At 62.2% G+C, this 23,869-nt stretch carries 19 protein-coding genes; 10 read left to right on the top strand and 9 right to left on the bottom strand.

Going from position 1 to position 23,869, the window contains the following annotated elements; all coding sequences use genetic code 11:
* Window positions 1-27 precede the first annotated feature (27 nt).
* From glmU to BLS57_RS04005, 3 genes are read left to right on the top strand one after another with little or no spacing between them, the layout of a single operon-like run.
* Window positions 28-1,380, top strand: coding sequence for a bifunctional UDP-N-acetylglucosamine diphosphorylase/glucosamine-1-phosphate N-acetyltransferase GlmU (gene glmU, locus BLS57_RS03995; RefSeq protein ID WP_093739445.1), 1,353 nt, complete (start codon window positions 28-30; stop codon window positions 1,378-1,380).
* 1 nt (window position 1,381) lies between these two features.
* Window positions 1,382-3,202 (top strand): glutamine--fructose-6-phosphate transaminase (isomerizing), encoded by a 1,821-nt coding sequence (gene glmS / locus BLS57_RS04000; protein WP_093739447.1) that lies wholly within the window; start codon window positions 1,382-1,384, stop codon window positions 3,200-3,202.
* Window positions 3,199-3,897 carry a DNA alkylation repair protein gene (locus BLS57_RS04005; RefSeq protein WP_093739449.1) on the top strand — a complete coding sequence of 233 codons (699 nt, stop codon included), beginning with the start codon at window positions 3,199-3,201 and terminating at the stop codon, window positions 3,895-3,897. Before glmS ends, BLS57_RS04005 begins: the two co-directional genes overlap by 4 nt.
* A gap of 62 nt (window positions 3,898-3,959) precedes the next feature.
* On the opposite strand, the gene BLS57_RS04010 is transcribed toward BLS57_RS04005, so the two are convergent.
* Complete coding sequence (locus BLS57_RS04010) at window positions 3,960-4,466, bottom strand: hypothetical protein (RefSeq protein WP_093739451.1); 507 nt, start codon at window positions 4,464-4,466, stop codon at window positions 3,960-3,962.
* 85 nt (window positions 4,467-4,551) lie between these two features.
* On the opposite strand from BLS57_RS04010, the gene moaA reads away from it, so the two are divergent.
* The 3 genes from moaA to BLS57_RS04025 are packed head-to-tail and all read left to right on the top strand — an operon-like array spanning window position 4,552 to window position 7,895.
* A complete protein-coding gene (gene moaA / locus BLS57_RS04015) occupies window positions 4,552-5,559 on the top strand; it encodes a GTP 3',8-cyclase MoaA (RefSeq protein ID WP_093739453.1) in 1,008 nt (335 codons plus the stop codon).
* 4 nt (window positions 5,560-5,563) lie between these two features.
* Window positions 5,564-6,859 (top strand): 3-deoxy-D-manno-octulosonic acid transferase, encoded by a 1,296-nt coding sequence (locus BLS57_RS04020; protein WP_093739455.1) that lies wholly within the window; start codon window positions 5,564-5,566, stop codon window positions 6,857-6,859.
* The gene (locus BLS57_RS04025; protein WP_093739457.1) at window positions 6,852-7,895 is read left to right on the top strand and encodes a glycosyltransferase family 4 protein; all 1,044 of its coding nucleotides are present in this window, start codon (window positions 6,852-6,854) and stop codon (window positions 7,893-7,895) included. Before BLS57_RS04020 ends, BLS57_RS04025 begins: the two co-directional genes overlap by 8 nt.
* A gap of 54 nt (window positions 7,896-7,949) precedes the next feature.
* On the opposite strand, the gene BLS57_RS04030 is transcribed toward BLS57_RS04025, so the two are convergent.
* From BLS57_RS04030 to BLS57_RS04055, 6 genes are all read right to left on the bottom strand, one after another.
* Window positions 7,950-9,113, bottom strand: a complete 1,164-nt coding sequence (locus BLS57_RS04030) for a M20 aminoacylase family protein (RefSeq protein WP_093739459.1) — start codon at window positions 9,111-9,113, stop codon at window positions 7,950-7,952.
* A 67-nt stretch (window positions 9,114-9,180) separates the two neighbouring features.
* The gene (locus BLS57_RS04035) at window positions 9,181-10,347 is read right to left on the bottom strand and encodes a M20 aminoacylase family protein (protein WP_093739461.1); all 1,167 of its coding nucleotides are present in this window, start codon (window positions 10,345-10,347) and stop codon (window positions 9,181-9,183) included.
* A gap of 25 nt (window positions 10,348-10,372) precedes the next feature.
* Entirely contained in the window at window positions 10,373-11,719 is a 1,347-nt protein-coding gene (locus BLS57_RS04040; RefSeq protein ID WP_093739463.1) for an NAD(P)/FAD-dependent oxidoreductase, read from the bottom strand.
* A 103-nt stretch (window positions 11,720-11,822) separates the two neighbouring features.
* A complete protein-coding gene (argE, locus tag BLS57_RS04045; protein ID WP_093739465.1) occupies window positions 11,823-12,986 on the bottom strand; it encodes an acetylornithine deacetylase in 1,164 nt (387 codons plus the stop codon).
* Complete coding sequence (locus BLS57_RS04050) at window positions 12,983-13,693, bottom strand: SDR family NAD(P)-dependent oxidoreductase (RefSeq protein WP_208597511.1); 711 nt, start codon at window positions 13,691-13,693, stop codon at window positions 12,983-12,985. Before BLS57_RS04050 ends, argE begins: the two co-directional genes overlap by 4 nt.
* 11 nt (window positions 13,694-13,704) lie before the next feature.
* Window positions 13,705-15,537, bottom strand: coding sequence for an ABC transporter ATP-binding protein (locus tag BLS57_RS04055; protein ID WP_093739467.1), 1,833 nt, complete (start codon window positions 15,535-15,537; stop codon window positions 13,705-13,707).
* A 313-nt stretch (window positions 15,538-15,850) separates the two neighbouring features.
* Here BLS57_RS04055 and BLS57_RS04060 point away from each other — a divergent pair, with 313 nt between their 5' ends.
* The 4 genes from BLS57_RS04060 (at window position 15,851) to BLS57_RS04075 (ending at window position 20,999) form a co-directional block, all read left to right on the top strand.
* On the top strand, window positions 15,851-17,575 hold the full coding sequence (locus tag BLS57_RS04060; RefSeq protein WP_093739469.1) for a peptide ABC transporter substrate-binding protein: 1,725 nt from the start codon (window positions 15,851-15,853) through the stop codon (window positions 17,573-17,575).
* A gap of 114 nt (window positions 17,576-17,689) precedes the next feature.
* The gene (locus BLS57_RS04065) at window positions 17,690-18,727 is read left to right on the top strand and encodes an ABC transporter permease (RefSeq protein ID WP_093739471.1); all 1,038 of its coding nucleotides are present in this window, start codon (window positions 17,690-17,692) and stop codon (window positions 18,725-18,727) included.
* On the top strand, window positions 18,720-19,718 hold the full coding sequence (locus BLS57_RS04070) for an ABC transporter permease (RefSeq protein WP_093739473.1): 999 nt from the start codon (window positions 18,720-18,722) through the stop codon (window positions 19,716-19,718). Before BLS57_RS04065 ends, BLS57_RS04070 begins: the two co-directional genes overlap by 8 nt.
* Window positions 19,719-19,925: 207 nt before the next feature.
* Entirely contained in the window at window positions 19,926-20,999 is a 1,074-nt protein-coding gene (locus BLS57_RS04075; protein ID WP_093739475.1) for a YeeE/YedE family protein, read from the top strand.
* Here BLS57_RS04075 and BLS57_RS04080 read toward each other — a convergent pair.
* Together BLS57_RS04080 and BLS57_RS04085 are read right to left on the bottom strand one after the other, a co-directional pair.
* On the bottom strand, window positions 20,935-22,203 hold the full coding sequence (locus BLS57_RS04080) for a DUF3422 family protein (RefSeq protein WP_093739477.1): 1,269 nt from the start codon (window positions 22,201-22,203) through the stop codon (window positions 20,935-20,937). The genes BLS57_RS04075 and BLS57_RS04080 overlap by 65 nt on opposite strands.
* A gap of 220 nt (window positions 22,204-22,423) precedes the next feature.
* Window positions 22,424-23,857, bottom strand: a complete 1,434-nt coding sequence (locus BLS57_RS04085) for an NAD(P)(+) transhydrogenase (Re/Si-specific) subunit beta (protein ID WP_093739479.1) — start codon at window positions 23,855-23,857, stop codon at window positions 22,424-22,426.
* Window positions 23,858-23,869 lie beyond the last annotated feature (12 nt).

A 23,869-nucleotide genomic window follows, 5' to 3' on the forward strand; every position in this document is an offset into this window, starting at 1 on the left:
TGCAAGCTGAAGGACAAAGAGATTTACATGGAAACTGCACTGATCATCCTCGCCGCAGGCAAGGGGACACGGATGAACTCGGACCTGCCAAAGGTACTGCACCGCGTCGCTTCCGCCCCGATGCTGGAGCACGCAATGGCCGCAGGCGCCACGCTGGCACCCCGCCATACCGTCGTGGTCGCAGGCCACGGCGCCGATCAGGTGCGCGCCGCCGCGACAGCCTTTGACGAAGACGCGCAGGTGGTCGAGCAGACCGAGCAACTCGGCACCGCCCATGCCGTGGCACAAGCGCGTCCGGCGCTCGAAGGTTTCGACGGCATGGCACTGGTGCTCTACGGCGACACGCCCTTCGTGCAGCCCGACACCTTGGAAAAGATGCAAGAGGCGCTCAGCACCCATGACGTCGTCGTGCTAGGCTTTGAAGCCGCAGACCCCGCCCGCTATGGCCGACTGGTGATGCAAGGCGACACGCTGGAACGCATCGTCGAGTTCAAGGATGCCAGCGAAGCAGAACGCGCCATCACCCTGTGCAACTCCGGCGTGGTCGCCTGCAAATCGGACCTGCTGTTCGACCTGATCGACAAGGTCGGCAACGGCAACGCCTCCGAGGAATACTACCTCACCGACATCATCGGCCTCGCCCGCGCCGAGGGCCGCAGCGCCACCGTGGTGACCTGCGCCGAGGCCGAGACCATGGGCGTCAACTCCCGCGCCGATCTGGCCCGCGCCGAGGCTGCCTTCCAATCCCGCGCCCGCGATCTGCTGATGGAAGACGGCGTGACCTTGATCGCGCCCGAAACCGTCTTCCTGTCCCGCGACACCTATATTGGCCGCGACACGGTGGTGGAGCCAAACGTCGTCTTCGGCCCCAATGTCACTGTCGAATCCGGCTCCACCATCCGCGCTTTCTCGCATCTCGAAGGCTGCCACGTCTCACGCGGCGGCATCGTGGGCCCCTACGCCCGCCTCCGCCCCGGCGCGGAACTGGCCGAAGACGTGCGCATCGGCAATTTTGTCGAGGTGAAAAACGCCCAGATCGCCGAAGGGGCCAAGGTCAACCACCTAAGCTACATCGGAGACGCCACCGTCGGGGCGCGCAGCAACATTGGCGCGGGCACAATCACCTGCAACTACGATGGCGTGATGAAACACCACACCCATATTGGGGCAAACACCTTTATCGGCTCGAACACAATGTTGGTGGCGCCAGTGTCCATCGGCGAGGGCGCGATGACAGGCAGCGGCTCGGTCATCACCTCGGATGTCGATCCCGACGCGCTGGCGCTGTCACGCGCACCGCAGGTGGAAAAACCAGGCATGGCGCGCAAGTTACGCGACATGTTGAAAGCAAAAAAAGCCAAAATGCAGAGGGGCAGCTAAGATGTGTGGAATTGTTGGCGTATTGGGCAACCACGAAGTTGCCCCGATCCTTGTGGAATCCCTCAAGCGGCTCGAATACCGCGGCTATGACAGCGCCGGTATCGCCACACTGAACGACGGCAAACTCGACCGCCGCCGCGCCGTGGGCAAACTGGTGAACTTGTCAGACACGCTGGTGCACAATCCGCTGGCAGGCAAATCCGGCATCGGCCACACCCGCTGGGCCACTCATGGCGCGCCCTCCGTCACCAACGCCCACCCCCACCAAGCGGGCGCGGTGGCCGTCGTGCACAACGGCATCATCGAAAACTTCCGCGAATTGCGGGCCGAACTGGCCGAACACGGCGCAAACTTTGTCACCGAAACCGACACCGAAACCGTCGCCCTGCTCACCCAGCACCACATGAACCAAGGCGCCGACCCGGTCACCGCCGCCAAACAGACCCTCGCCCGGCTCGAAGGCGCCTTCGCACTGGCCTTCCTCTTTGACGGCCATGACGACCTGATGATCGCGGCCCGTAAAGGCTCGCCACTGGCGATCGGCTATGGCGAGGGCGAGATGTTCGTCGGCAGTGACGCCATTGCGCTGGCTCCGCTGACCAACAAGATCGCCTACCTCGAAGAGGGCGACTGCGCCGTGATCACCCGCACGTCGGTTGAGATCACGGACCAAAACGGCACCCTCGCCAACCGCGCCGTCAAAACCATCGAAATCGACAGCACCCGGATCGACAAGGCGGGCCACAAACACTTCATGGCCAAGGAAATCGCCGAACAGCCCGCCGTGATCGGCACCGCCATCGGCAAATATCTCTCGCCACAAGGTGACATTGAACTGTCCGATCAGGACATCGATTTTAACGATTTCGACCGGATCATCATGGTCGCCTGCGGCACCGCGTCCTATGCCTGTCTGACCGCGAAATACTGGTTCGAACAGATCGCCCGCCTGCCCGTCGAAGTCGACGTCGCCTCGGAGTTCCGCTATCGCGAACCACCCATCCCGCCGCGCACGCTGGCCGTCTTCGTCAGCCAATCGGGCGAGACCGCAGACACCCTCGCGGCCCTGCGCTATTGCGAAGGCAAGGCCGCACGCATCCTCTCGGTTGTGAACGTGCCCGAAAGCTCCATCGCCCGCGAAAGCGACATCGCCCTTCTGATCCACGCGGGTGTCGAAGTCGGCGTGGCCTCGACCAAAGCCTTCACCTGCCAGTTGGTCGTGCTCTACATGATGGTGCTCAAAGCCGCCCGCGCCCGTGGCACATTGGACGCCGAGGCGCTGGCCGATCATATCTTCGGATTGCGCGGCCTGCCTGCCACCATCAGCCATGCGCTTGAGAAAAACGACACCATGCACGCGGCGGCCCTAAAGCTGTCCCATGCCCGCGATGTGCTGTTCTTAGGCCGCGGCCAGATGTATCCGCTGGCCCTCGAAGGCGCGCTGAAACTAAAAGAAATCAGCTACATACATGCCGAAGCTTATGCATCGGGTGAACTGAAACACGGCCCCATCGCGCTGATCGACGAAAACGTGCCGGTGGTCGTCATGGCCCCGCGCGACGCGCTCTTCGACAAAACCGTTAGCAACATGCAAGAGGTCATGGCTCGGAAAGGCAAAGTGATATTGATCTCTGACGCCAAAGGCCAAGCCGAAGCCAACGACGGCGTCTGGTTCAGCATCGAAATGCCCCCCGTCCCCGACGCGCTGGCCCCGATCCTCTACGCGATCCCGGCGCAGCTTTTGGCCTATCACACCGCCGTCGCCAAGGGCACGGATGTAGACCAACCCCGCAATCTCGCCAAATCGGTCACAGTCGAATGAGCCCCGAAGACGCGCTCGCCGCGCTGCAAGCCGAAGCCAACCCTGCCCGCGGCGAGGAAATGCGCCGCTATCATAAAGCAGAGCGTGTCTATCTGGGCCTGTCCAACCCGCAAATCAACGCACTGGCCCAAAGCTGGCGCGAAGCATTGGACGTGCCCGGCCGCGTGGCGCTGGCCGATGCTCTCTGGCAATCGGACATCTTTGAGGCCCGTCTCGCGGCGGCCAAACTGCTTACCCAAGCACGCCTGCGCCCTGACGACCAAGCCGCGTGGGCGCTGATCGCCAGTTGGACACCTGACTTTGACAGCTGGGCCATCGCCGATCACGCCAGCATGGCCGCGCAAAAACGCCTGATCGCCGACCCAACCCGCCTCGACGAGGTCGAAACATGGCTCGCTTCTGACCACCTCTGGACCCGCCGGGCCGCGCTGGTCTCAACCCTGCCTTGGACCAAGCAAAACCACCCCAAGCCCGAAGAGCTGGCCGCCCGTGACCGCATCCTCGGCTGGGCCGCGACGCTTGTGCCGGATCAGCGCTGGTTCATCCAAAAGGCCATCGGCTGGTGGCTGCGCGACCTGTCAAAACACGACCCCGACCGCACCCGCACCTTCATCGAGGCGCACGGAGATGCGATGAAACCCTTTTCCGTCAAAGAGGCGCTGCGCCTGCTCAAGAAGTCAGACGGCGCAGCCTAACTGCCATTCTTTTTGGCCCAAAATACTTCGGGGGTCGGGGGGGCTGGCCCCCCGTTCTACCCTCAGCCTGCCGCCGAAACCTCAACAGTAGTCAAATCCGTCAGCGAGGCACCGATAAGCCGCAGTGCCGGCAAAGACATCCGGCTGCCCGCTGTCGCTGGCCCCTCGATCGGAATCAGGGTCACCGCCGCGGATTTTCCGTTCGCCGGGTTGGTCACCCGTCCGGGCATCTCGTTTTGGACCAGCGGGGTCTTGATCCAGAGCCCCGGCTCGGTTGCGCTGCCCAAGCTGACCACTGTTTCGCCCAAGGAAGCCCCAGCCGCCGTCGGCGGCTTCGTCGCGGCTTCACGCTCCTCTGCCGTGGTCGTGTCCAAACTCTCGGCGCTGTTTGCGCCCGAGGTCAGCACCGGGGTAGCCGAGGCCTCAACACTTGGCGCGGGCGCCGCGGCCTCCGTTGCAGCGGATACATCCGGATCAGGGCGGTCTTCCCCGAGGCCCAGACGGTCAGCAAAACTGCCACAGCCCGATAGGGCGGCAGCGGCGAAAAGCGGGAAAAGAATGCGTGTCATTGCCTCAGCCTAGCGGTGCCCCCCGCCCTAATCAATCGCCGAAATCGCGCTTGCCCCGGCCATGGCGGATCATTACCTATGAGGCATGACAGCACCTCTCATTGACCCCTTCATGCGCGCAATCACTTATCTGCGCGTCTCCGTCACAGACCGCTGCGATTTTCGCTGCGTCTACTGCATGTCGGAGAACATGACCTTCTTGCCCAAGAAGGAATTGCTGACGCTGGAGGAGTTGGACCGCCTCTGCAGCAACTTCATCAACCTCGGCGTGGAAAAGCTGCGCATCACCGGGGGTGAGCCGCTGGTGCGTCGCGGCATTATGACCTTCTTCGACGGGATGAAGCGGCATCTCGACAGCGGCGCGCTTAAGGAACTGACCCTGACCACCAATGGCAGCCAGCTTGAGCGTTTTGCCGATGATCTTTACGCCGCTGGCGTGCGGCGGGTGAATGTCTCGCTCGACACGCTGGACGAACAGAAATTTGCGGATATCACCCGCTGGGGCCGTCTGCCGCAGGTGCTGCGCGGGATCGACGCGGCGCAGCGGGCGGGGTTGAAGATCAAGATCAACGCCGTGGCGCTCAAAGGCTTCAACGAGCCGGAACTGCCCCGCATTACCGAATGGTGCGCCGAGCGTGGGATTGATCTGACTTGGATCGAGGTTATGCCGATGGGCGATTTGGGCAACGAAGACCGCTTTGGCCAATACTGGTCACTAAAGGACGTCCGCGCGCGTTATGCCGAGCATTACACCGTCACCGATCTGGCCGAGCGCACCGGCGGCCCTGCCCGCTATGTGCGGTTGGAGGAAACCGGCCAGAAGATCGGCTTTATCACCCCGCTCAGCCACAATTTTTGCGAAAGCTGCAACCGTGTGCGGGTGACCTGCACAGGCGAGATCTACATGTGTCTGGGTCAAGAAGACGTGGCTGACCTGCGCGCGCCCCTACGCGAATACCCTGATACCGATCTGCCGCTGCAAGAGGCCATCCGCGCGGCGATCGACCGCAAACCCAAGGGACATGACTTTGACTATTCGCGCCAGCGCATCGACGGTCAGATGCCGCGCCACATGAGCCACACGGGCGGCTGAGCCCGTGGCCGCGCCGTTCCTCTATCAGGCATGGGTCGCGGCAAGCGCCGCCATGCTGCCCTTTGCCGCACGGCAATCCGTGGCCAAGCTGCGACGGGCGGGTGTCGAAGTGCATCGCGCACATGAAAAACTCGGCCACGCCAGCGCTGCGCGCCCTAAGGGCAAGTTGATCTGGTTCCACGCAGCCTCCGTGGGCGAAAGCCTGTCTGTATTGGCCCTGATCGACCGGATGGGCCGCGCCTTGCCCGAGGCGCATTTTCTCATCACCTCAGGCACCGCCACCTCAGCCCGATTGGTCGGCCAACGTTTGCCGCCGCGCACGCAGCACCAATTCGCACCGCTGGACGCTCCTGGCTCGTTAAAACGCTTCCTGAACCACTGGCAGCCCGATGCCGCGCTCTTTGTGGAAAGCGAGCTTTGGCCGCAGATGCTACGCCGGACCCACGCCCGCGGCACGGCGATGGCGCTGATCAACGCGCGGCTGTCGCAGCGTTCCATCGCGCGCTGGCAGAAACAGCCTGCGCTGGCGCGCTACCTCTTCGGGGTGTTCGACCTGATCCTCACGCAGAATGACGCGATGGCCGAAGCGATGGTCTCGATCAGCGCCCCTGCGGACCGGGTCGCGCGGGGGATCAACCTCAAGTCCATGGCTGGCCCGCTGCCGCAAGACGAAGATGCACTGTTTGAGGCCCGCGCAGCACTCGGGCACCGCCCGGTCTGGATCGCGTCCTCCACCCATCCGGGCGAGGAGAAATCCGTTCTGGAAGCGCACCGGCAGTTGCTTGAACGCTTCCCTGACCTCTGCTTGATCCTCGCCCCCCGCCACCCCGAGCGCGGCAATGAGGTGGCTGAATTGATCGGCAGTGCTGGTCTGAACTTCACCCGTCGGACCCGAGGCGACATGCCGGGCGAACAGGTCTTTCTGGCAGATACTTTGGGCGAGCTTGGCACATGGTATGCGCTGAGCGAAGTGGTCTTCCTCGGCGGTTCACTGCATCCCATCGGGGGGCACAACCCCTATGAGGTGGCCCAAGCTGGTGCGATGGTGCTTTCGGGCACCCATGTCGCTAATTTTGCCGAGACCTATGCCGAGATGGAGGCCGCAGGGGCGGCGCGTCTGGTGGCAGGTACGCAGGATTTGGCGGAACGTGTCGCCGATCTGCTGAGTAATGACATCGCCCGCGCCAAGGGGGTGGCCTCAGCCAAAGCCTATGCCGAGGCGCAGACCGATAAGCTTGATAGTATCGCCGAGCGGCTGATCACGGCGCTGCGCTTAACGGGGACGTCAGGCGATGCCTGAGCTTTTTGTCACCAACTACAATCCCAATTTCACCGGCGTTTCGGCAACGGCGGCCAATGTGATCCGACAACAGGTCGCGCGTTATGATCTGGCGTTGGTCGGCCAGCCCCTGCCCGGCTGTCCTACCCCGCTCACCCGCGCTGCGGCCTCAAGGATCACCCGCAGCCACCCGCCCGAGAACCGGCCCTTTGCAATCTGGCATGTGCGCCGCAACCCCGAGATGCGCAGTGCTATTTGGTTGCGAGACGTACGGCGGGCCCCGATCAAGATCGTCTTTACCTCCGCCGCGCAACGGCTGCATTCGGCCTATCCACGCTGGCTGATCCGGCAGATGGATGCGGTGATTGCCACGACGGATCGCGCGGCGGAGTTCGTGCCCAATGTCCGCGCCGTGGTGCCGCATGGGGTCGATACCGACCTCTTTGCACCCGCAACGAACCGCGCCGCGGCTTGGGAACAGCTTGGGTTCGGCGGCACCCATGGTATCGCCACGGTCGGGCGCATCCGGCCTGAGAAGGGCACAGACCTTTTCGTGGAAGCAATGCTGCGCCTGCTACCGCAGCGCCCCGGCGCTATTGCCCTGGTGGTGGGCCGTGCAGGCGGCAAACATGAGCCGTTTCTCACCAAGCTGAAAGCGCAGGTCGAAGCCGCCGGACTTGCGGATCGTTTGCTCTTTATCGGTGAATACCCAGCCTCCGATCTGCCGAAACTGATGCGCGCCTTGTCCCTAGTTGTGCAACTGCCGCGTTACGAAGGCTACGGCATGGTGCCGCTCGAAGCGTTGGCTTCGGGCGTGCCCTTCGTCGGCAGCGATGCGGGCTACTATGGGGCTTTCTCGGACGGGGGCCGTGTGGGGCATGTCGTTCCCCAAGAAGCGCCGGACGCGGCGGCAGAGGCCGCGCTTTCCCTGCTGACGCGCGAAGATCAAACCACCCTTACCCAAGCGGCACGTGATGTGGCCGAGCGTCTCTTCAGCGCGCGGGCTGAGGCTGACGGGATCGACGCCGTGTACCGCGATCTCTGGGACCGGGGATAATCCAAAGAAAAACGCGCCCCCGAGGGGGGCGCGCCAATCATTTCGCCGGGGCGTTTAAGCCGCAGGCATACGCTGCTCAACGATACCCGCCCACCAGCTACAGCCAGCCGGGATCGCTTCGTCGTTGAAGTTATACTCCGGGTGGTGCACCGCCGCCGTGTCGCCGTTGCCGACGAGAATATAGGCGCCCGGACGCTCTTCGAGCATGAAGGCAAAATCCTCGCCACCCATGACAAGCGGTGCTTCGACACAGTCGCCCGAGATGGAGCGCGCCACGTCGGCCGCGAACTCTGTCTGCTCTTCGTGGTTCACCATCACCGGATAGCCGCGGTGATAGGTTACATCCGCCGTGCCGCCAAAAGTCGCGGCAATGCCGGCGCAGATCTCATTGATGCGTTTCTCGGCAAGGCTACGCATGTCAGAGGACATGGTGCGCACGGTGCCTTTGATCTGCACCTTTTGCGGGATCACGTTAAAGGCTTTGGAAGAGGTCTCGAACGAAGTAACCGACACAACGATCTGCTCCACCGGGTCGGCATTGCGCGCGGTGATGGTTTGCAGCGCCAGAACCGCTTGCGCGGACATCACTGTGGTGTCGATTGTCTCATGCGGTTTCGCCGCATGGCCGCCACGGCCCTCAAAGGTGATATCGAACTGGTCCGTCGCCGCAAAGAACGAGCCCGGACGGATGCCGAAGGACCCTGTGGGCATTCCCGGCCAGTTGTGCATCCCGTAAACTTCCTGAATGCCCCAACGGTCCATCATCCCGTCTTCGCACATTTCACGCCCCCCGCCGCCACCTTCTTCGGCGGGCTGGAAGATCACCACGACGGTGCCGTCGAAATTGCGGGTCTCGGCCAGATATTGCGCGGCACCGAGCAGCATCGCGGTGTGGCCGTCATGGCCGCAAGCATGCATCGCGTCAGGGGTTTTGGAGGCATAGTCCAACCCGGTTTGCTCATTGATCGGCAGCGCGTCCATATCGGCGCGCAGGCCGACAACCTTGCCGGAGTCCGTGGACTTGCCCTTGATCACGCCGACAACACCGGTGCGGCCGATGCCTTCGACAACTTCATCACAGCCAAAGGCGCGCAGCTTGTCGGCCACGATGCCCGAGGTGCGGTGCGTCTCAAACAGGATTTCGGGGTTTTCATGCAGGTCGCGGCGCCATGCGGTGATGTCGTCGTGCAGTTCGGCAAAGCGGTTCTTAACAGGCATTGGGGGATATCCTCTGGGTTAGGTTCTGGCGCTGCAATTCATGCATGCGCATTTATCTGAGACATGCTTACGCCCTTGCCAGCCGGTCCTCAACCACCTGCGCGAACCAAGAGCATCCGGCCGGGATCGCAGCATCGTCAAAGTCATATTCGGGGTGATGTACCGTCGCCCCGTCGCCGTTGCCGATCATGATATAGGCACCGGGCCGCGCGTTGAGCATGTAGGAGAAATCCTCACCCGCCATAATCGGCGGGGTGTCGCGGATCGTGCCGGGGGTGATCTGATCTGCCGCGTCGGCGGCAAAGCGGGTCTGTTCGCTGTGGTTGCTGGTGATAGGATAGCCGCGCTGGTAGTCGATTTCTGCGGTACATTGATGCGCTTCGGCGGTCAGGCGGGTGAGGTCATGCAAACGGCGCTCGGCCAGATCGCGCACCTCGGGGGCCAGTGTGCGCACCGTGCCGCGCAGAAGTACCTGATGCGGCAGCACGTTATGGCTGTCGGTGTCGCTGCGCAGGGTGCAGACCGAGACGACGACCTGTTTCAATGGATCGGTGTTGCGGCTGGCGATGGATTGCAGCGCGATCAGCACATGGGCGGCGGCGAGATTGGTATCAATCGCCTCATGCGGGGCCGCAGCGTGCCCGCCTTGCCCGGTGAGCGTGATGTTGAACTCATCCGCCGCGGCCAAAAGCGCGCCTTCGCGGATCGCGAAATGGCCTGTGGGGTGACCGGGCATGTTATGCATGCCGTAGACTTCGTCGATGTTCCAACGGTCCATCAGCCCTTCTTCGACCATGACATTGCCGCCACCGCCACCCTCTTCGGCGGGTTGAAAGATCAGCACCACGCGGCCGTCGAAGTTGCGCGTCTCAGCCAGATATTGCGCGGCGCCGAGGAGCATGGCGGTGTGCCCGTCATGGCCGCAGGCGTGCATTTTGCCGGGGGTTTTGGAGGCATGCGGCAACCCCGTCGCCTCATGGATCGGCAGCGCGTCCATATCGGCGCGCAACCCGATGGTGCGGCCTGATGTGTTGCTCTGCCCTTCGATCACCGCGACCACGCCGGTCTGCGCGATGCCGGTGGTGATGTCTGTGATGCCAAAGCTGCGCAGCTTCTCTTCGACGAATTTCGAGGTTTCGGGCAGGTCGAACATCAACTCCGGGTGCTGGTGCAGATGGCGGCGCCATGCGGTGATCTCGGCGTGGGTCTCGGCAAAGCGGTTTTTGATCGGCATGGGAAAATCCTTTGATGAAATACGCTCAGAGCGCCGGGCCGAGGCGGATGGGACTACCATCGCTAAACCGGTCGGCGCGGAATCTGCGCAGATCATGCCCCGGCGCATCGCCCATGACCAGAGCCGCCAGCACTTTCCCCATCCCCGGCCCGATGCCGAAACCGTGGCCGGACATGCCGGTGCCGATGGTGAGCCCTGGAATCTGGGCGCAGTGGTCCACCACAGGCACGATATCAGGCATCACGTCGATCATACCGGCCCATGAGGCGCGGGCGCTGATGGGGGGCAGATCAGGGTAGCGGGTGGCGAAGTCTTTGATCGCTTTTTGCAATTTTCGGTGGTCCGGCAACGGGTCAAGAATGCGCATCGCCTCAAAGGGGCTGATGCTGTCGGCGGCCCAGCGGCGGCGGGTCGACCATGCATCGGGAAAATGGCGCGGTGCAGAGAGGCGCAGGCGTTGGCCCAAGGGGTTGCCGCGCAGTTGTGGCAGATAGTGGCGCAGCGCGCGGAAAGCGTCGGGGCCGACATAGAGGTCCGGCGCGCTTTGCGGAGCCAGCGTGTAGCCGCCATCGGCGCGGCGGCGGAAGGCCAGCCCCGCGTCGACGGCAGCGCCCGTGTGGACCTCTGGCAGCGCATTGGTTGCCAGAACGGATTCGCGCACCGACAGTTGCGGCAGATGCACCCCATGGGCGCGCAGAAACAGCGCCGACCACGCGCCACCCGCCAGCACCACGGCGGAGGTCCTGATGGCCCCCGCTTCGGTCACCACCCCCGCGATGCGCCCGGCGGCGAGGTCGAGCTTGCGCACAGCGCAGTTCTCAATGATGCGCACGCCGTTTTTGGTGGCCAAAGCCGCAAGGGCTGGCACCGCGGCCCAAGGCTCGGCCCGCATATCGGATGGAGTGGTCAGCGCGCCTGCGTAGCTTTTGGCCAATCCGGGGAAGGCAGCCGCGGTTTGCTGAGCATCCAACATGCGGCTGTCCACGCCATGCGCCTGCGCATGGGGCAGCCAATCGGCGTAGCGCTGAAGTTTCGCTTCGGTCCCAGCGAGATAGGTCACACCGCCCTGATGCAAACCAATGTCGCGGTCCAACTGCGGGGCCAGTTCGCGCCAGAGCCGCGCCGCCTCCACCATGATCGGCAATTCATCCGGGTCGCGCCCCTGCTGGCGAATCCATCCCCAATTGCGGCTGGACTGCTCCCCGGCGATGCGGCCCTTTTCAAGCAATGTGACCTGCTTTCCCGCCTGCGCAAGGAACAGGGCGGTGCAGACACCAATCACCCCGCCACCGATCACCACGATTTCCGCTTCGCGGGGCGGCGTGCGCGGATAGGTGACGGGGGTGGCAAGGCTGATGGGGAAAGAAGACATGGCGCGGCCCGTGAGGTTAGGCCGCGCGAGCAGCAGAACGGCGGCCAGTTAGGTTGCAAATTGGCGAACCCGGGTGGCAGAAGGCGCGCCCCCTGCCCCCGGCTTAGCCTTGCAGCCGGGTCACCAGCTTGCGCATAAAGTCATGGCCAGCCTCGAATTGGGCCACTTCGATATATTCATTCGGCTGATGTGCCTGCGCGATGTCGCCCGGCCCGCAGATCACGGCGGAATAGCCCGCCTCTTGGAACTGCCCGGCCTCGGTGCCGTAGCTCACCTTGTGGCTGGCATTGTCGCCGGTGATCTGGCGCACGATCTGCTCGGCCTCGCCCTCTTTCTCGGGCTGGAGCGCGGGTACGTCAAAACGGGTCGAGGTCTCGATATAGGTTTCGGGCACAATCGCCTGCATCTGCTTTTCCACCTCGCGCACTTTCTTGAGGTAGGCGGTGCCCCATTTGTCCTTGTCCTCGCCCGGCACCACGCGGAAATCCATCGCGAATTTGCAGTCTTTGGCGGTGATGTTATGCGCCGTGCCGCCCTCGATCACGCCGACATGGGCTGTGGTGAAGGGCGGGTCGAACATCGCAGCCGTCTCGGTCGGTTTGGCCGCCATATTGTCGCTGTTCACGTCATTGGCCCATTCGATCAGCTTGGCGCCCGCCATGATCGCATTGACGCCGGTGTGCAGCAGCGAGGAATGGACCTCGAAGCCCACCAGATGGGTGTTGAAGCCGATGCCACCCTTATGGCCGGTCACCGCCTGCATGGTCGACGGCTCACCCACGATAACGGCGGAGCCTTTCGGCACCACGCCCTGCATCGCTTGGATCATCGGCGGCGCGCCGGTGCAGCCAACCTCTTCGTCAAAGCTGAGCGCGATTTGCAGGGGGCGTTTGACTTGCGCGTAATGCGCCTCGACCAACGCCCAGATCGCTAGCGCGTCAAAGCCCTTCATGTCGCAGGTGCCGCGCCCGTAGTAGCGGCCATCGCGCTCGGTCACGGTGAAGGGATCACTCTCCCAAGGTTGCCCGTCGATCGGCACCACATCGGTATGGCCCGAAAGCACCAGCGCCCCCTCTTCCCACGGCCCCGCATGGGCGAAAAGCGCATGTTTGGGCTGCTCGGGATCAATATAGCGGTGGCTTTCAATGCCGTGGCTGGAGAGATACTCCGCCACCCAGTCGATCAGCGGGATGTTGGTATCCCGCGACACGGTGGGAAAGCTGATGAGTTTGGTCATCAACTCGAGCGGCGTCATGCGTGGGGTCACAGTCGGTATCCTCCTGATACAGTCAGCACCTCGCCTGTGATGGAAGATGCGTTGTCGCTTGCCAAATACCGCACGGCGGCGGCGATGTCATCGGCTGTTGCGAGCCGCCCCAGAGCGGTCAGCGCAACGAATGCTTCGGTGAGTTCCGCGTCGCGGGGCGCGTCGGGGAGGTTGATCGCCCCCGGCGCCACGGCGTTCACGCGAATGCCACGGGGGCCGAGTTCCTTGGCCATTGCCTTGGTCCAAAGGTCTAACGCGGCCTTGCTGGCCCCGTAGAGCGCCGCACCTTTTGGCGGCAGGACAGCGTTGACCGAGGAAATCCCAACCACCGCCGCCCCCGCGCCCAGATGGGGCAAAGCCGCTGCCAGCAGCCCATGCGGGGCGAGCACATTCACGTCAAAGATGTTGCGCAGGGCGTCAGGGTCCGCGCCTTCCACCGGCGACGGCGCGATGACGCCCGCGTTGTTCACCAGCACGTCCAGCCGCCCGAAGCGTTCGATAATGGCCGAGATGACTTCAGCGTGGCTGGCAGCATCGCTCAGGTCGGCTTCGATACACAGTGCATCTTCTGGCAGCCCATCGGGCGCGCTGTGCAAATGGGTGATCGCCAGATAGTGATCGCGGCCCAGATCAAGCGCAATGGCCCGCCCAATCCCCCGTGCGCCACCGGTCACGAGCGCCACCTTTTTGGACATCGGGTTGGGCATTGTGCTTTCGTTCAGTAACCGCTGTCAGTGATCAGCACGTGGTGGCCCGGCTCTACTTCCTTATAGACCGAAGGTTCGGGCTCATAGGTCGTGGGGTGGATCGGCGATGGGATCGGCTTGAAATTCAAGTCCTTCTCAGCCTTCCGGCGCCGCGGATCGGCGATTGGGACCGCCTTCATCAGCGCTTGTGTATAGGGGTGCTGCGGGTTCTCGAAGACACGTTGGCGCGAGCCAAGCTCAACGATCCGGCCCAGATACATCACGCCGACCTGATGGCTCACCCGCTCAACCACCGCCATGTCATGGCTGATGAAGAGGAACGACAGTTCCATTTCGGCCTGAAGTTCCATCATCAGGTTCAACACCTGCGCCTGCACCGACACGTCTAGCGCCGAGACGGCTTCATCCGCGATGATAAGCTTGGGGTTCAGCGCAAGGGCGCGGGCGATGGCGACACGCTGGCGCTGGCCGCCCGAGAGCTCATGCGGGAAGCGGCGCATGAAGCTGCGCGGCAATTCGACCCGGTCAAAGAGCATCTCAACACGTTTGGTGATCTCCGCGCCCTTGAGGGTGTTGAAGTTGTGGATCGGCTCGGCCACCTGATCCGACAGGTGCATCTGGGGGTTAAGCGACGCAAAGGGATCTTGAAAGATCATCTGCATATCAAGCCGCGCCGTGCGCAGGGCTTTTTGGTCAAGCGACATGATGTCGACGCCGTCAAGGTTCACCTCGCCCGACATCGGCTCCACCAGTCGTAGGATGGAACGCCCGGCGGTGGATTTGCCGCAGCCGGATTCGCCGACGAGGCTCAGGGTCTGGCCCTTGTTGATCGAGAAGGACAGGTCTTCGACAGCATGCACGTTGGCTACCGTACGGCGCAGGAAACCGCCCTGCACCGGGAAGCGCGTGGTCAGGTTCTTGACCGACAGCAGCACCTCATCGCGCCCTTTGATGGGAACGATCTCTTTGTCTTCGGTGCCCAGAAGCTTCATCGGTTCGGGGTACGGTTTTCCGGTCATCTCGCCCAGCTTTGGAACCGCTGCCAAAAGCGCCTTGGTATAAGGATGCTGCGGGTTCTCGAAAATTTCTTCGACTGTGCCTTCTTCGACCTTCTTGCCGCGGAACATAACGACGACGCGGTCGGCCATCTGCGCCACCACCGCCATATCGTGTGTGATGAACATCACCGCCGTGCCGGTTTCGCGCTTGAGACGGTCCATCAGGGCGAGGATCTCGGCCTGAATGGTCACGTCGAGCGCAGTGGTCGGTTCATCGGCGATCAGCAGACGCGGCTCGCAGGCCAAGGCCATGGCGATCACGACACGCTGGCGCATGCCGCCCGAAAGCTCATGCGGGTATTGCTGCAGGCGCCGCTCAGGTTCGGGGATGCGCACCTGTCGCATCAACTCCAACGCCCGCTCTTCGGCCTCTTTACGCGACATGTTCAGATGCAGACGCAGGCCTTCGGTCATCTGTTTGCCGATGGTAAAGACCGGGTTCAGCGCGGTCATTGGCTCTTGGAAAATCATACCGATCTCATTGCCGCGAATCTTGCGCATGAGGCTGCCGCTGCTGGCAGCGAGATCGACTTCGCCCTTTTCGCCGCGCTCAAAAAGCAGGCGACCGCCTGCAATTTCACCACCTCCGTATTCGACCAACCGCATCAGCGAGAGCGAGGAGACCGATTTGCCCGAACCCGATTCTCCGACGACGCAGACAGTCTCGCCCGGATTAATGTGGAAACTGACATCCTCAACGCCCACCACGGGGCCGTCTTTGGTCTGAAATTCAACGCGCAACCCTTCGATCCGGGCGATCGGCGTCTCGTTTATGGTATCCAGCATCTGTTTCCCTGTTGTTTTTCTTGGGCGGATTTTGCCTGACGCTACGGCGAATATGGCAAGACTGTCAAACCTGACGCGCCCTCTGCGGGGTTTGTCAAAAATGCGTCATGTCCGGTCTTGCAATTTCCGGGAAACCTGTTTCGATACGGCCCATGCGGTTTGGGAAGCACATCTCTCGTTCCGGTTGAAACATGTAGGTTTTTAACATGTTTAGCAGCCGGTCTTAATGGGCTTTTCAGGGCGACAACAAAAAGGCGGGGCTAATCCCGTTTGTAAAAAGCGGCACGCCCACGTGTCCAACATGGAGTAAAGTATGAAACTGAAGACCCTATTGATGGGGGCCGTGGCATCTGCTGCATTCGCCCCCATGGCCCTTGCCGAAGGACATGAAGGCGAGCGTGGCCGGGATGGCGAAGTCAAGATTATCTATTGGCAGGCCCCCTCGATCCTGAACCCCTATCTGTCCTCGGGCACCAAGGACGTCGAATCGGCCTCGCTGGTTCTGGAACCACTTGGCCGCTATGACGAAAACGGCGGGCTGGTCCCCTACCTGGCCGAAGAAATCCCGACGCTTGAAAACGGCGGCGTGAGCGAAGACCTCAAGACCATCACATGGAAGCTGAAAGAGGGCCTCCTCTGGTCCGACGGCACACCTGTGACCTCCGAGGACGTCAAGTTCACCGCAGACTACTGCATGAACCCCGAAGGCGGCTGCGCCCAGCTGGCGAAGTTCGAAGGTGTTTCCTCGGTCGACGTTGTGGATGACCGCACCGTAACCGTCACCTTTAACGAGCCGATGCCGAACCCCTATGGTCCCTTCATGGGCGGCCAGTCCCCGATCATTCAGGCGGCGCAGTTCGCTGATTGTACCGGCGCAAAGGCACCTGAGTGTACCGAAGCCAACTTCAACCCAATTGGCACCGGCCCCTTCACCGTCACCGAATTCCGCCCGAATGACGTGATCACCATGGCCGCAAACGAGAACTTCCGCGAAGAGGGCAAGCCTGCCTTCTCCAAGCTGACGTTCAAAGGTGGCGGCGACGCGACCGCAGCGGGCCGTGCCGTGATGGAGACAGGCGAGTTTGATTACGCTTGGAACCTGCAGCTGGCACCCGATGTCATCTCGAAAATGGCTGAAGGCGGCAAGGGCACACCGATCTCGGCTTTCGGTACGCTGGTTGAGCGTCTCGAGCTAAACATGACAGACCCTTCCCCGGATCTGCCAGAAGGTGAGCGCGCGACTGCCAAGCACCCGCACCCCTTCCTCACCGATGAGAAGGTCCGCCGGGCGCTGTCCATGGCGATCGACCGTGAACTGCTGGTCGAAGTGGGCTACGGCCAAGCGGGTCGTGCAACCTGCAACATGGTGCCCGCGCCGGAGCTTTATGCCTCCGACAACACCGACTGCCTGACCCAAGACATCGAAGGCGCCAAGGCGCTCTTGGACGAAGCTGGCTGGGTTGACAGCGATGGCGACGGCATCCGCGACAAAGACGGTGTGAAACTGGAAATCCTTTACCAGACCTCGACCAACGCCGTGCGTCAGGATTTCCAGGCGCTGATCAAAGATTGGTGGAGCCAGATCGGTGTTGAAACCGAGTTGCGCAACATCGACGCTTCGGTCTTCTTTGGTGGCGACCCCGGTTCGACTGACACATTCCAGCGTTTCTATGCAGACGTTGAAATGTACGCCAACAACTTCGACGGCACCGACCCGCAAAGCTACCTAGCCCAGCGGACCTGCGCCAAATTCCCCAGCCCTGAGACTCAGTGGCAGGGTGAGAACATCAACCGCTTCTGTAACGAAGAGTATGATGCGCTCGTGGCCGAACTGGGCCGCACTGGCGAAATGGAAAAGCGTGGCGAAATCGCCAAGAAGCTGAACGACATGCTGACCAAAGACAGCTACTCGATCCTGCCGCTGGTAGATCGTGGTCGGGTTTCGGCAGCGTCCAACACCCTCGGCGGTGTGATCCTGAACACTTGGGACTCCGAGCTGTGGAATGTTGCCGACTGGTACCGCAAGAAGGCAGAGTAACATCATGAGGGGCGCGCGGCTTGCCACGCGCCCTGCCGATGACTACCGGGGTGTGCGCAGGTCGCGCACCCCTTTTCACCCCCACCCACAGACTGACTTACAAAGGCGACGCCAATGTTGACCTTCACCATCCGACGACTTCTTTTGTCGATCCCGACGCTTTTGTTTATCAGCCTGGTGATTTTCCTGCTGCTACAACTCGCCCCCGGCGACCCGATGGCCCAAGTGCCGCTCACGGTGCCGCCAGAGGTGAAAGAAAAGATGCGCGAGGCGCTTGGTCTCGGCCAACCGATCCACATTCAATACTGGAAATGGCTGGTGCAGGTCTTCTGGATCGAACCGCAGGTTTTCATCGACTACCTGACCAACCGCTCTGCCCTCTTTAGCTGGTTGCCCGACACCGCATTCTCCGAAGGCAAGCTGCGCGTGATCTCTTGGCAGACCCGCTCGCCGGTGATGGACATTGTGATCCAGCGCATGCCGCAGACCCTGTGGGTCGTCGGACTGGCCTATATCGTCGGCATCGTCATCGCGATCCCGATCGGCATCTACTCGGCGTACCGCCACTATTCGGTCTTTGACCAAGCCGGTACCTTTGTCACCATGGTCGGCTTTTCGATCCCGCCGTTCTTTACCGGTCCGCTGCTGATCGTGATCTTCTCGGTCTATCTCGGCTGGTTGCCGTCCATCTATGATACGACCCATGTGGTGAACGATTGGGCCAGCTTTAAGGTGCAGTTCATGCAGATGATCATGCCTGTCATGGTGCTGGCGCTGCAAACCACCGCCCAGATCAGCCGCTACATGCGCGGCGCGATGCTCGACAACCTGAACCAAGACTACGTCCGCACCGCCCGCGCCAAGGGCTTGAAAGAAAGCGTCGTCGTCATGGTCCACGTGCTGCGCAACTCGATGATCCCGGTGGTCACCGTCATCGCGCTCGGCATGCCCGCAATCTTTGGGGGCGCGATCATTACCGAGAACGTCTTCAAGGTGAACGGCATCGGGCAGCTCTTGCTGACCGCGCTGCGCGCCAATGACCTGCCGATGGTGATGACCCTCACCTTCATCTTTGCGGTGTTGATCGTTCTGTTCAACCTGATCGCAGATATCCTGTACGGCCTGCTTGACCCGAGGATCCGTTATGACTGAGCAACCCATTCCCGCCAGCCCCGTCGAAGCCGACCTGGAGTTCATGAAAGCCCTGCAGGACAAGGGCCCGCAAAAGCCGCCGCGCAGCCAGTGGCGCGATGTTTGGGACCAGTTCCGCAAACACAAGGGCGCGCTTTTTGGCGGTTCTTTCCTGATCTTCATCACGCTGGCGGTGATCTTCGGCCCCTATATCTGGGACATCGACGCCAAGAAGCTGGACATCCGCAACAAGGACTGGCGACCGATTTATACCCTGCTTTGGGATGGCGATGCCAAAGCAGGTTGGATCCACCCCCTCGGTACGGACCAGTTGGGCCGCGATATCCTCGCCCAGATGCTCTTTGGCGGCCGCGTGTCGATGGCTGTGGGCTGGATGGCCATGGCACTGGCACTAATCATCGGCACCGCCATCGGCGTGCTGTCGGGTTTCTTCAAGCGGATGGACTTCTGGCTCATGCGCTTTACCGATCTGATCCTCAGCCTGCCGATCCTGCCGCTGGTGCTTTTGGCCGTGACCCTCTTTGGCCAGCCCCTGCGTTCGCAGTTCGGGCCTGAGGGTGGCATGTTCATCCTGATCGTCTCGGTCATCAGCCTGACGTCTTGGATGCAGACCGCACGGATCGTGCGCGGTGACATTCTGGCGCTGAAAGAGCGTGAGTTCATCCTCGCCGCCCGCTCCATCGGCACCACACCGGGCAAGATCATCCGCCGCCACCTGCTGCCCAACGTGATCTCGCCCATCATGGTCTCGGCCACATTGGGCCTTGCCACGGCAATCATCACCGAAAGCGCGCTGAGCTTCCTTGGCGTCGGTTTCCCGTCGGACTTCCCCACTTGGGGCAAGCAACTCGCCGATGCGGTCGACCGGATGCAAGAGTTCCCCGAGCGGGTCATGCTGCCGGGAATCGCGATCTCGCTGACGGTGCTGGCGGTGAACTATCTCGGCGATGGCCTGCGGGACGCGCTTGATCCGCGCATTCGCGGACGTTAAGTGAATTAGGACCAAACGGCCCCCCAGCTTGCTCCGGGGGCCGTTTTCGTTTTGCGCGGCAGGGTGAAGCCCGAACGGCGTTTGTCGAAACGCATCCTTACCAGAACATCATTCGCGCCCCCAGCCATCACACGCGATAGCTTTCGCTTGATTGCAAGGCGCGCACCCTCCAAATGGGAAATAATTCCGCTTTTGAGGGTTATTGCGATGTTTGAGTCCTTCGGCTTTGAAGAGACCACGGCAAAACAGGCGTCTGTTCTGCTCGCGGCTGTGATCGGTCTGGCTTTTGGTGTGCTGGCGCAGCGCACACGTTTCTGTTTCCGCCGCAGCCTTGTGGGCGATGACCGTCGTCAAGCGCTCGGCATCTGGTTGACCGCCCTCGCACTGGCCGTGATCGGCACGCAGGCCGCCGTCTACACGGGCCTGATCAATTTTGACGCCCACCGGTTCATGGTTAGCGAAGTCCCCTTCCTCGCCATCGCGATTGGTGGGCTCCTGTTTGGTGCGGGCATGGTGCTAACGCGCGGCTGTATCTCGCGTCTGACCGTGCTGACCGGCGGTGGTAACCTGCGCGCGGCGCTGGTGGTGCTGGTCTTTGCCGTGGTGGCCCACGCAACGCTCAAAGGCGTGCTGGCTCCGCTGCGGGTGGCGCTCGGGTCTGTGACGGTCGATATGGGTGAGAGCGTGAGCCTCGCCGCCCTGCCCGGCGGTGCGCTGCTATGGGGCGGGCTGATCGCCGTTGCGGCGCTGGCCTACGCGCTGCGCTCGGGCAACCGGCTTGGCCAACTCGCAATGGCGGCATTGATCGGCCTCTTGGTCCCCGCTGCATGGGTCGGCACCGGTTTCATCCTGCTGGATGAGTTTGACCCCATTGCAATGGAAAGCCTCAGCTTCACCTCGCCCTCCGCCGACACCCTGTTCTGGACCATCGCAAGCTCCTCCATCCCCGCGGGCTTCGGCACCGGGCTTTTGGGCGGCGTCTTCGTGGGCGCTCTTATCGCAAGCCTGCTGTTCAAAGAGTTCCGCTGGCAAAGCTTTGAAGCCCCCAGCCAGACGGGCCGCTATATGACCGGCGCTGCGATGATGGGTGTGGGCGGTGTGCTCGCCGGTGGCTGTACGCTGGGCGCAGGCCTCTCGGGCGTGCCGACCCTGTCGGTCGCGGCGATTGCGGCCATCCTGATGATCGCTCTGGGCGCGCTGGCCATGCAGGCGCTGCTCAGCCGATCTTCCGCCGCAGACGCCGCAGCATCCACCACACGCCCAGGACTACCGGCAGAGTAACCACGGCGGTCAGCAAGCCCTTGCTGACTTCCAAAGGCTCCGCGAGCGGGTAGAGCAGATAGCCCGCAAGCGAGACCGCATAATAGCTGATCGCCACAACAGACAGCCCCTCGACCGTATGCTGCAGACGCAACTGTAAATCCGCACGCCGGTCCATGCTCGCAAGGATCGCTTGGTTCTGGGCCGAGCGCTCCACATCCACCCGCGTCCGCAGCAGTTCCGCAGCGCGCAGCGCGCGGGCCGCAAGGGTCTGCAATCGCGCCTCGGTGGATTTTACCGTGCGCATGGCGGGCTCATAGCGGCGCATCATGAACTCTCCGAACCCCTGACGGCCCATGAACCGCGCCTCGCGCAAGGCCGAGATCCGTTGGTAGACAATCGCCTCATAGGCCCCCGTTGCGGCGAAACGGTAGGCGGTGTCCGCGGTTAGCGCCTCAAGAGCCACCGAGACGTCCAGCAGCGCGTGCAGAGTCTCCTCAGCCGCTGTCCCTGCCCCGCTGCGCATCGCGCCCATTAAGGTCGAAAGCTGCCCGTCCAGATCGTTCAGCGCCCCCGCCATGCCTCGCGCCTGCATGAAGCCCAGCATCGACATGGCCTTATAGGTCTCAATTTCGCAGAGGCGCTGAACGATCCGACCGATCCTGCGCTCCCCAGTCTGCCCGTCGGTGAACACCGCGAGCCGCAAATGCCCAGCGGGATCGATGCGGAAGTCACTGGCCACAACGGCTGCCCCCTCCAAGACTTCGGCCACGGCGAGGCTTTCGGGGACGAACCAGTCCTGCAGATGCGTCGCGATTTCTTTCTGTTCGGTGGGCTTGAGTGCGACCGTCACCAAAGCCGACGTGATCCGCTCCCCATGCAATCTCGACAGCCAATCGTCCGGAAAGACATCGAAGTCCGACGCGGCAAAGGGCGCCGCACTTCCCGCCTGCGCAATCACGGTATAGGTCACGAACTCGGTGTGCTGTTCCCACTTCAGGGTGAAGCGGCCCATCTCACCATAATAGTGCTTTGCCTCAGCATCCGCGCGCGGGGCACCGTAATGCGCCAGAAGTGCGTTCAACTCGGCCTTGGCATCCGCGCCTGCTTCAAACTTCACGGCCAAGAAAGCCACCCGCGACGGCGCGGCAAGCTGCGGAAACGGACGGGCGTGCATTTCGCCAGTAAGGGCAAGCCGCTGGGGGTGGTCTTTGATCGGGGCCATGGGGGTTCCGCTGTTGATAACGCCAGTTCGTCGTAAGAATAGCGTCTAGCGGCGCTTTGAACAGTAAATAATCATTATATTTCAGCGTGTTGAAGTGTACCGAAGTATACCGCACAGCAAAACGGCAAACGCCCCACCGTTTCCGGCGGGGCGTTCTGAGCGCGTTACGCGGGAATTTTTTAAAAACTTCCCGGCCGTTTTCTTTAAAAGAAAACGGAGTTTAGTCGATCAGCGGCAGCAGCTTATCAAGGCTGGCTTTCGCATCGCCGTAGAACATCCGCGTGTTGTCCTTGAAGAACAACGGGTTCTCGATGCCCGAATAGCCCGTGCCCTGCCCGCGTTTGGAGACAAAGACCGTTTTCGCCTTCCAGCATTCCAGCACCGGCATGCCGGCGATGGGGCTGTTGGGATCGTCTTGGGCCGCCGGGTTCACGATGTCGTTGGAACCAATGACAATCGCCACGTCGGTGTTGGGGAAATCATCGTTGATCTCGTCCATCTCCATCACGATGTCGTAAGGCACTTTGGCCTCAGCCAGCAGCACGTTCATGTGGCCGGGCAGACGGCCCGCAACGGGGTGGATGGCGAAACGGACGTTCTTGCCCTTGGCACGCAGTTTTTTGACCAACTCGCTGACCGCGCCTTGGGCCTGTGCCACCGCCATGCCGTAGCCGGGGATGATGATGACGCTGTCGGCCTCATTGAGCGCCTGTGCAACGCCGTCGGCCTCAATTGCCACCTGCTCGCCCTCGACTTCCATCGCCGGGCCAGAGGTCCCGCCAAAGCCGCCGAGGATCACGCTGATGAACGAGCGGTTCATCGCCTTACACATGATGTAGCTCAGGATCGCACCCGAGGAGCCGACCAGTGCGCCAACCACGATCAACAGATCGTTGCCCAGCGAGAAGCCAATCGCCGCCGCGGCCCAGCCGGAGTAGCTGTTCAGCATCGAGACAACCACCGGCATGTCCGCACCACCGATGCCCATGATCAGGTGATATCCGATGAAAAGCGCGGCCAGTGTCAGCACGAAGAGCGGCAGGAAGCCTCCTGTGTTGAAGTACCAGATGAGGCAGAGGAGCGAGATGGCTGCCGCTGCGGCGTTCAGCAGGTGACCGCCCGGCAGTTTCGTCGCCGCAGAGCTGACCCGGCCCGCCAGCTTGCCATAGGCGATGACCGAGCCGGTGAAGGTCACGGCACCGATAAAGATGCCGAGCACCAGCTCGACCCGCAGGATCGCGATCTCGACACTGTCTTTCTTGGCCAAAAGTGCCGCAAAGCCTTCGGTTGACGCACGCGCCACCTCGTCCATCGCCAGCACATTGTTCAGCTCGATATGGGCGTTATAGCCCACAAAGACCGCTGCCAGACCCACAAGGCTGTGCATCGCCGCAACCAGTTCCGGCATCTGCGTCATCTGCACGCGGGTCGCCAGTTGATAGCCGATCGCGCCACCGGCGGCGATCAAGATCAGCGAGAGAAGCCAGAACCCCGCCCCCGGCCCGATCAGCGTGGCGATAACCGCCAGCGCCATACCTGCGATGCCGTACCAAACGGCGCGCTTGGCGCTTTCTTGGCCGGAAAGCCCGCCCAAGCTGAGGATGAAGAGAACCGCTGCAACCACATAGGCTGCTGTCGTAAATCCATAGTCCATGATGCGTGCTCC

This window comes from Sulfitobacter delicatus, assembly GCF_900102535.1.
Lineage (GTDB): Bacteria > Pseudomonadota > Alphaproteobacteria > Rhodobacterales > Rhodobacteraceae > Sulfitobacter > Sulfitobacter delicatus.

Coding starts and splice junctions, on each gene's coding strand:
- glmU (WP_093739445.1), top strand. CDS start 28: ATGGAAACTGCACTGATCATCCTCGCCGCAGGCAAGGGGACACGGATG.
- BLS57_RS04075 (WP_093739475.1), top strand. CDS start 19,926: ATGTTTGAGTCCTTCGGCTTTGAAGAGACCACGGCAAAACAGGCGTCT.
- BLS57_RS04025 (WP_093739457.1), top strand. CDS start 6,852: ATGCCTGAGCTTTTTGTCACCAACTACAATCCCAATTTCACCGGCGTT.
- BLS57_RS04065 (WP_093739471.1), top strand. CDS start 17,690: ATGTTGACCTTCACCATCCGACGACTTCTTTTGTCGATCCCGACGCTT.
- BLS57_RS04035 (WP_093739461.1), bottom strand. CDS start 10,347: ATGCCGATCAAAAACCGCTTTGCCGAGACCCACGCCGAGATCACCGCA.
- moaA (WP_093739453.1), top strand. CDS start 4,552: ATGACAGCACCTCTCATTGACCCCTTCATGCGCGCAATCACTTATCTG.
- BLS57_RS04055 (WP_093739467.1), bottom strand. CDS start 15,537: ATGCTGGATACCATAAACGAGACGCCGATCGCCCGGATCGAAGGGTTG.
- BLS57_RS04070 (WP_093739473.1), top strand. CDS start 18,720: ATGACTGAGCAACCCATTCCCGCCAGCCCCGTCGAAGCCGACCTGGAG.
- BLS57_RS04005 (WP_093739449.1), top strand. CDS start 3,199: ATGAGCCCCGAAGACGCGCTCGCCGCGCTGCAAGCCGAAGCCAACCCT.
- BLS57_RS04060 (WP_093739469.1), top strand. CDS start 15,851: ATGAAACTGAAGACCCTATTGATGGGGGCCGTGGCATCTGCTGCATTC.
- BLS57_RS04040 (WP_093739463.1), bottom strand. CDS start 11,719: ATGTCTTCTTTCCCCATCAGCCTTGCCACCCCCGTCACCTATCCGCGC.
- BLS57_RS04010 (WP_093739451.1), bottom strand. CDS start 4,466: ATGACACGCATTCTTTTCCCGCTTTTCGCCGCTGCCGCCCTATCGGGC.
- BLS57_RS04085 (WP_093739479.1), bottom strand. CDS start 23,857: ATGGACTATGGATTTACGACAGCAGCCTATGTGGTTGCAGCGGTTCTC.
- BLS57_RS04080 (WP_093739477.1), bottom strand. CDS start 22,203: ATGGCCCCGATCAAAGACCACCCCCAGCGGCTTGCCCTTACTGGCGAA.
- BLS57_RS04030 (WP_093739459.1), bottom strand. CDS start 9,113: ATGCCTGTTAAGAACCGCTTTGCCGAACTGCACGACGACATCACCGCA.
- BLS57_RS04050 (WP_208597511.1), bottom strand. CDS start 13,693: ATGCCCAACCCGATGTCCAAAAAGGTGGCGCTCGTGACCGGTGGCGCA.
- glmS (WP_093739447.1), top strand. CDS start 1,382: ATGTGTGGAATTGTTGGCGTATTGGGCAACCACGAAGTTGCCCCGATC.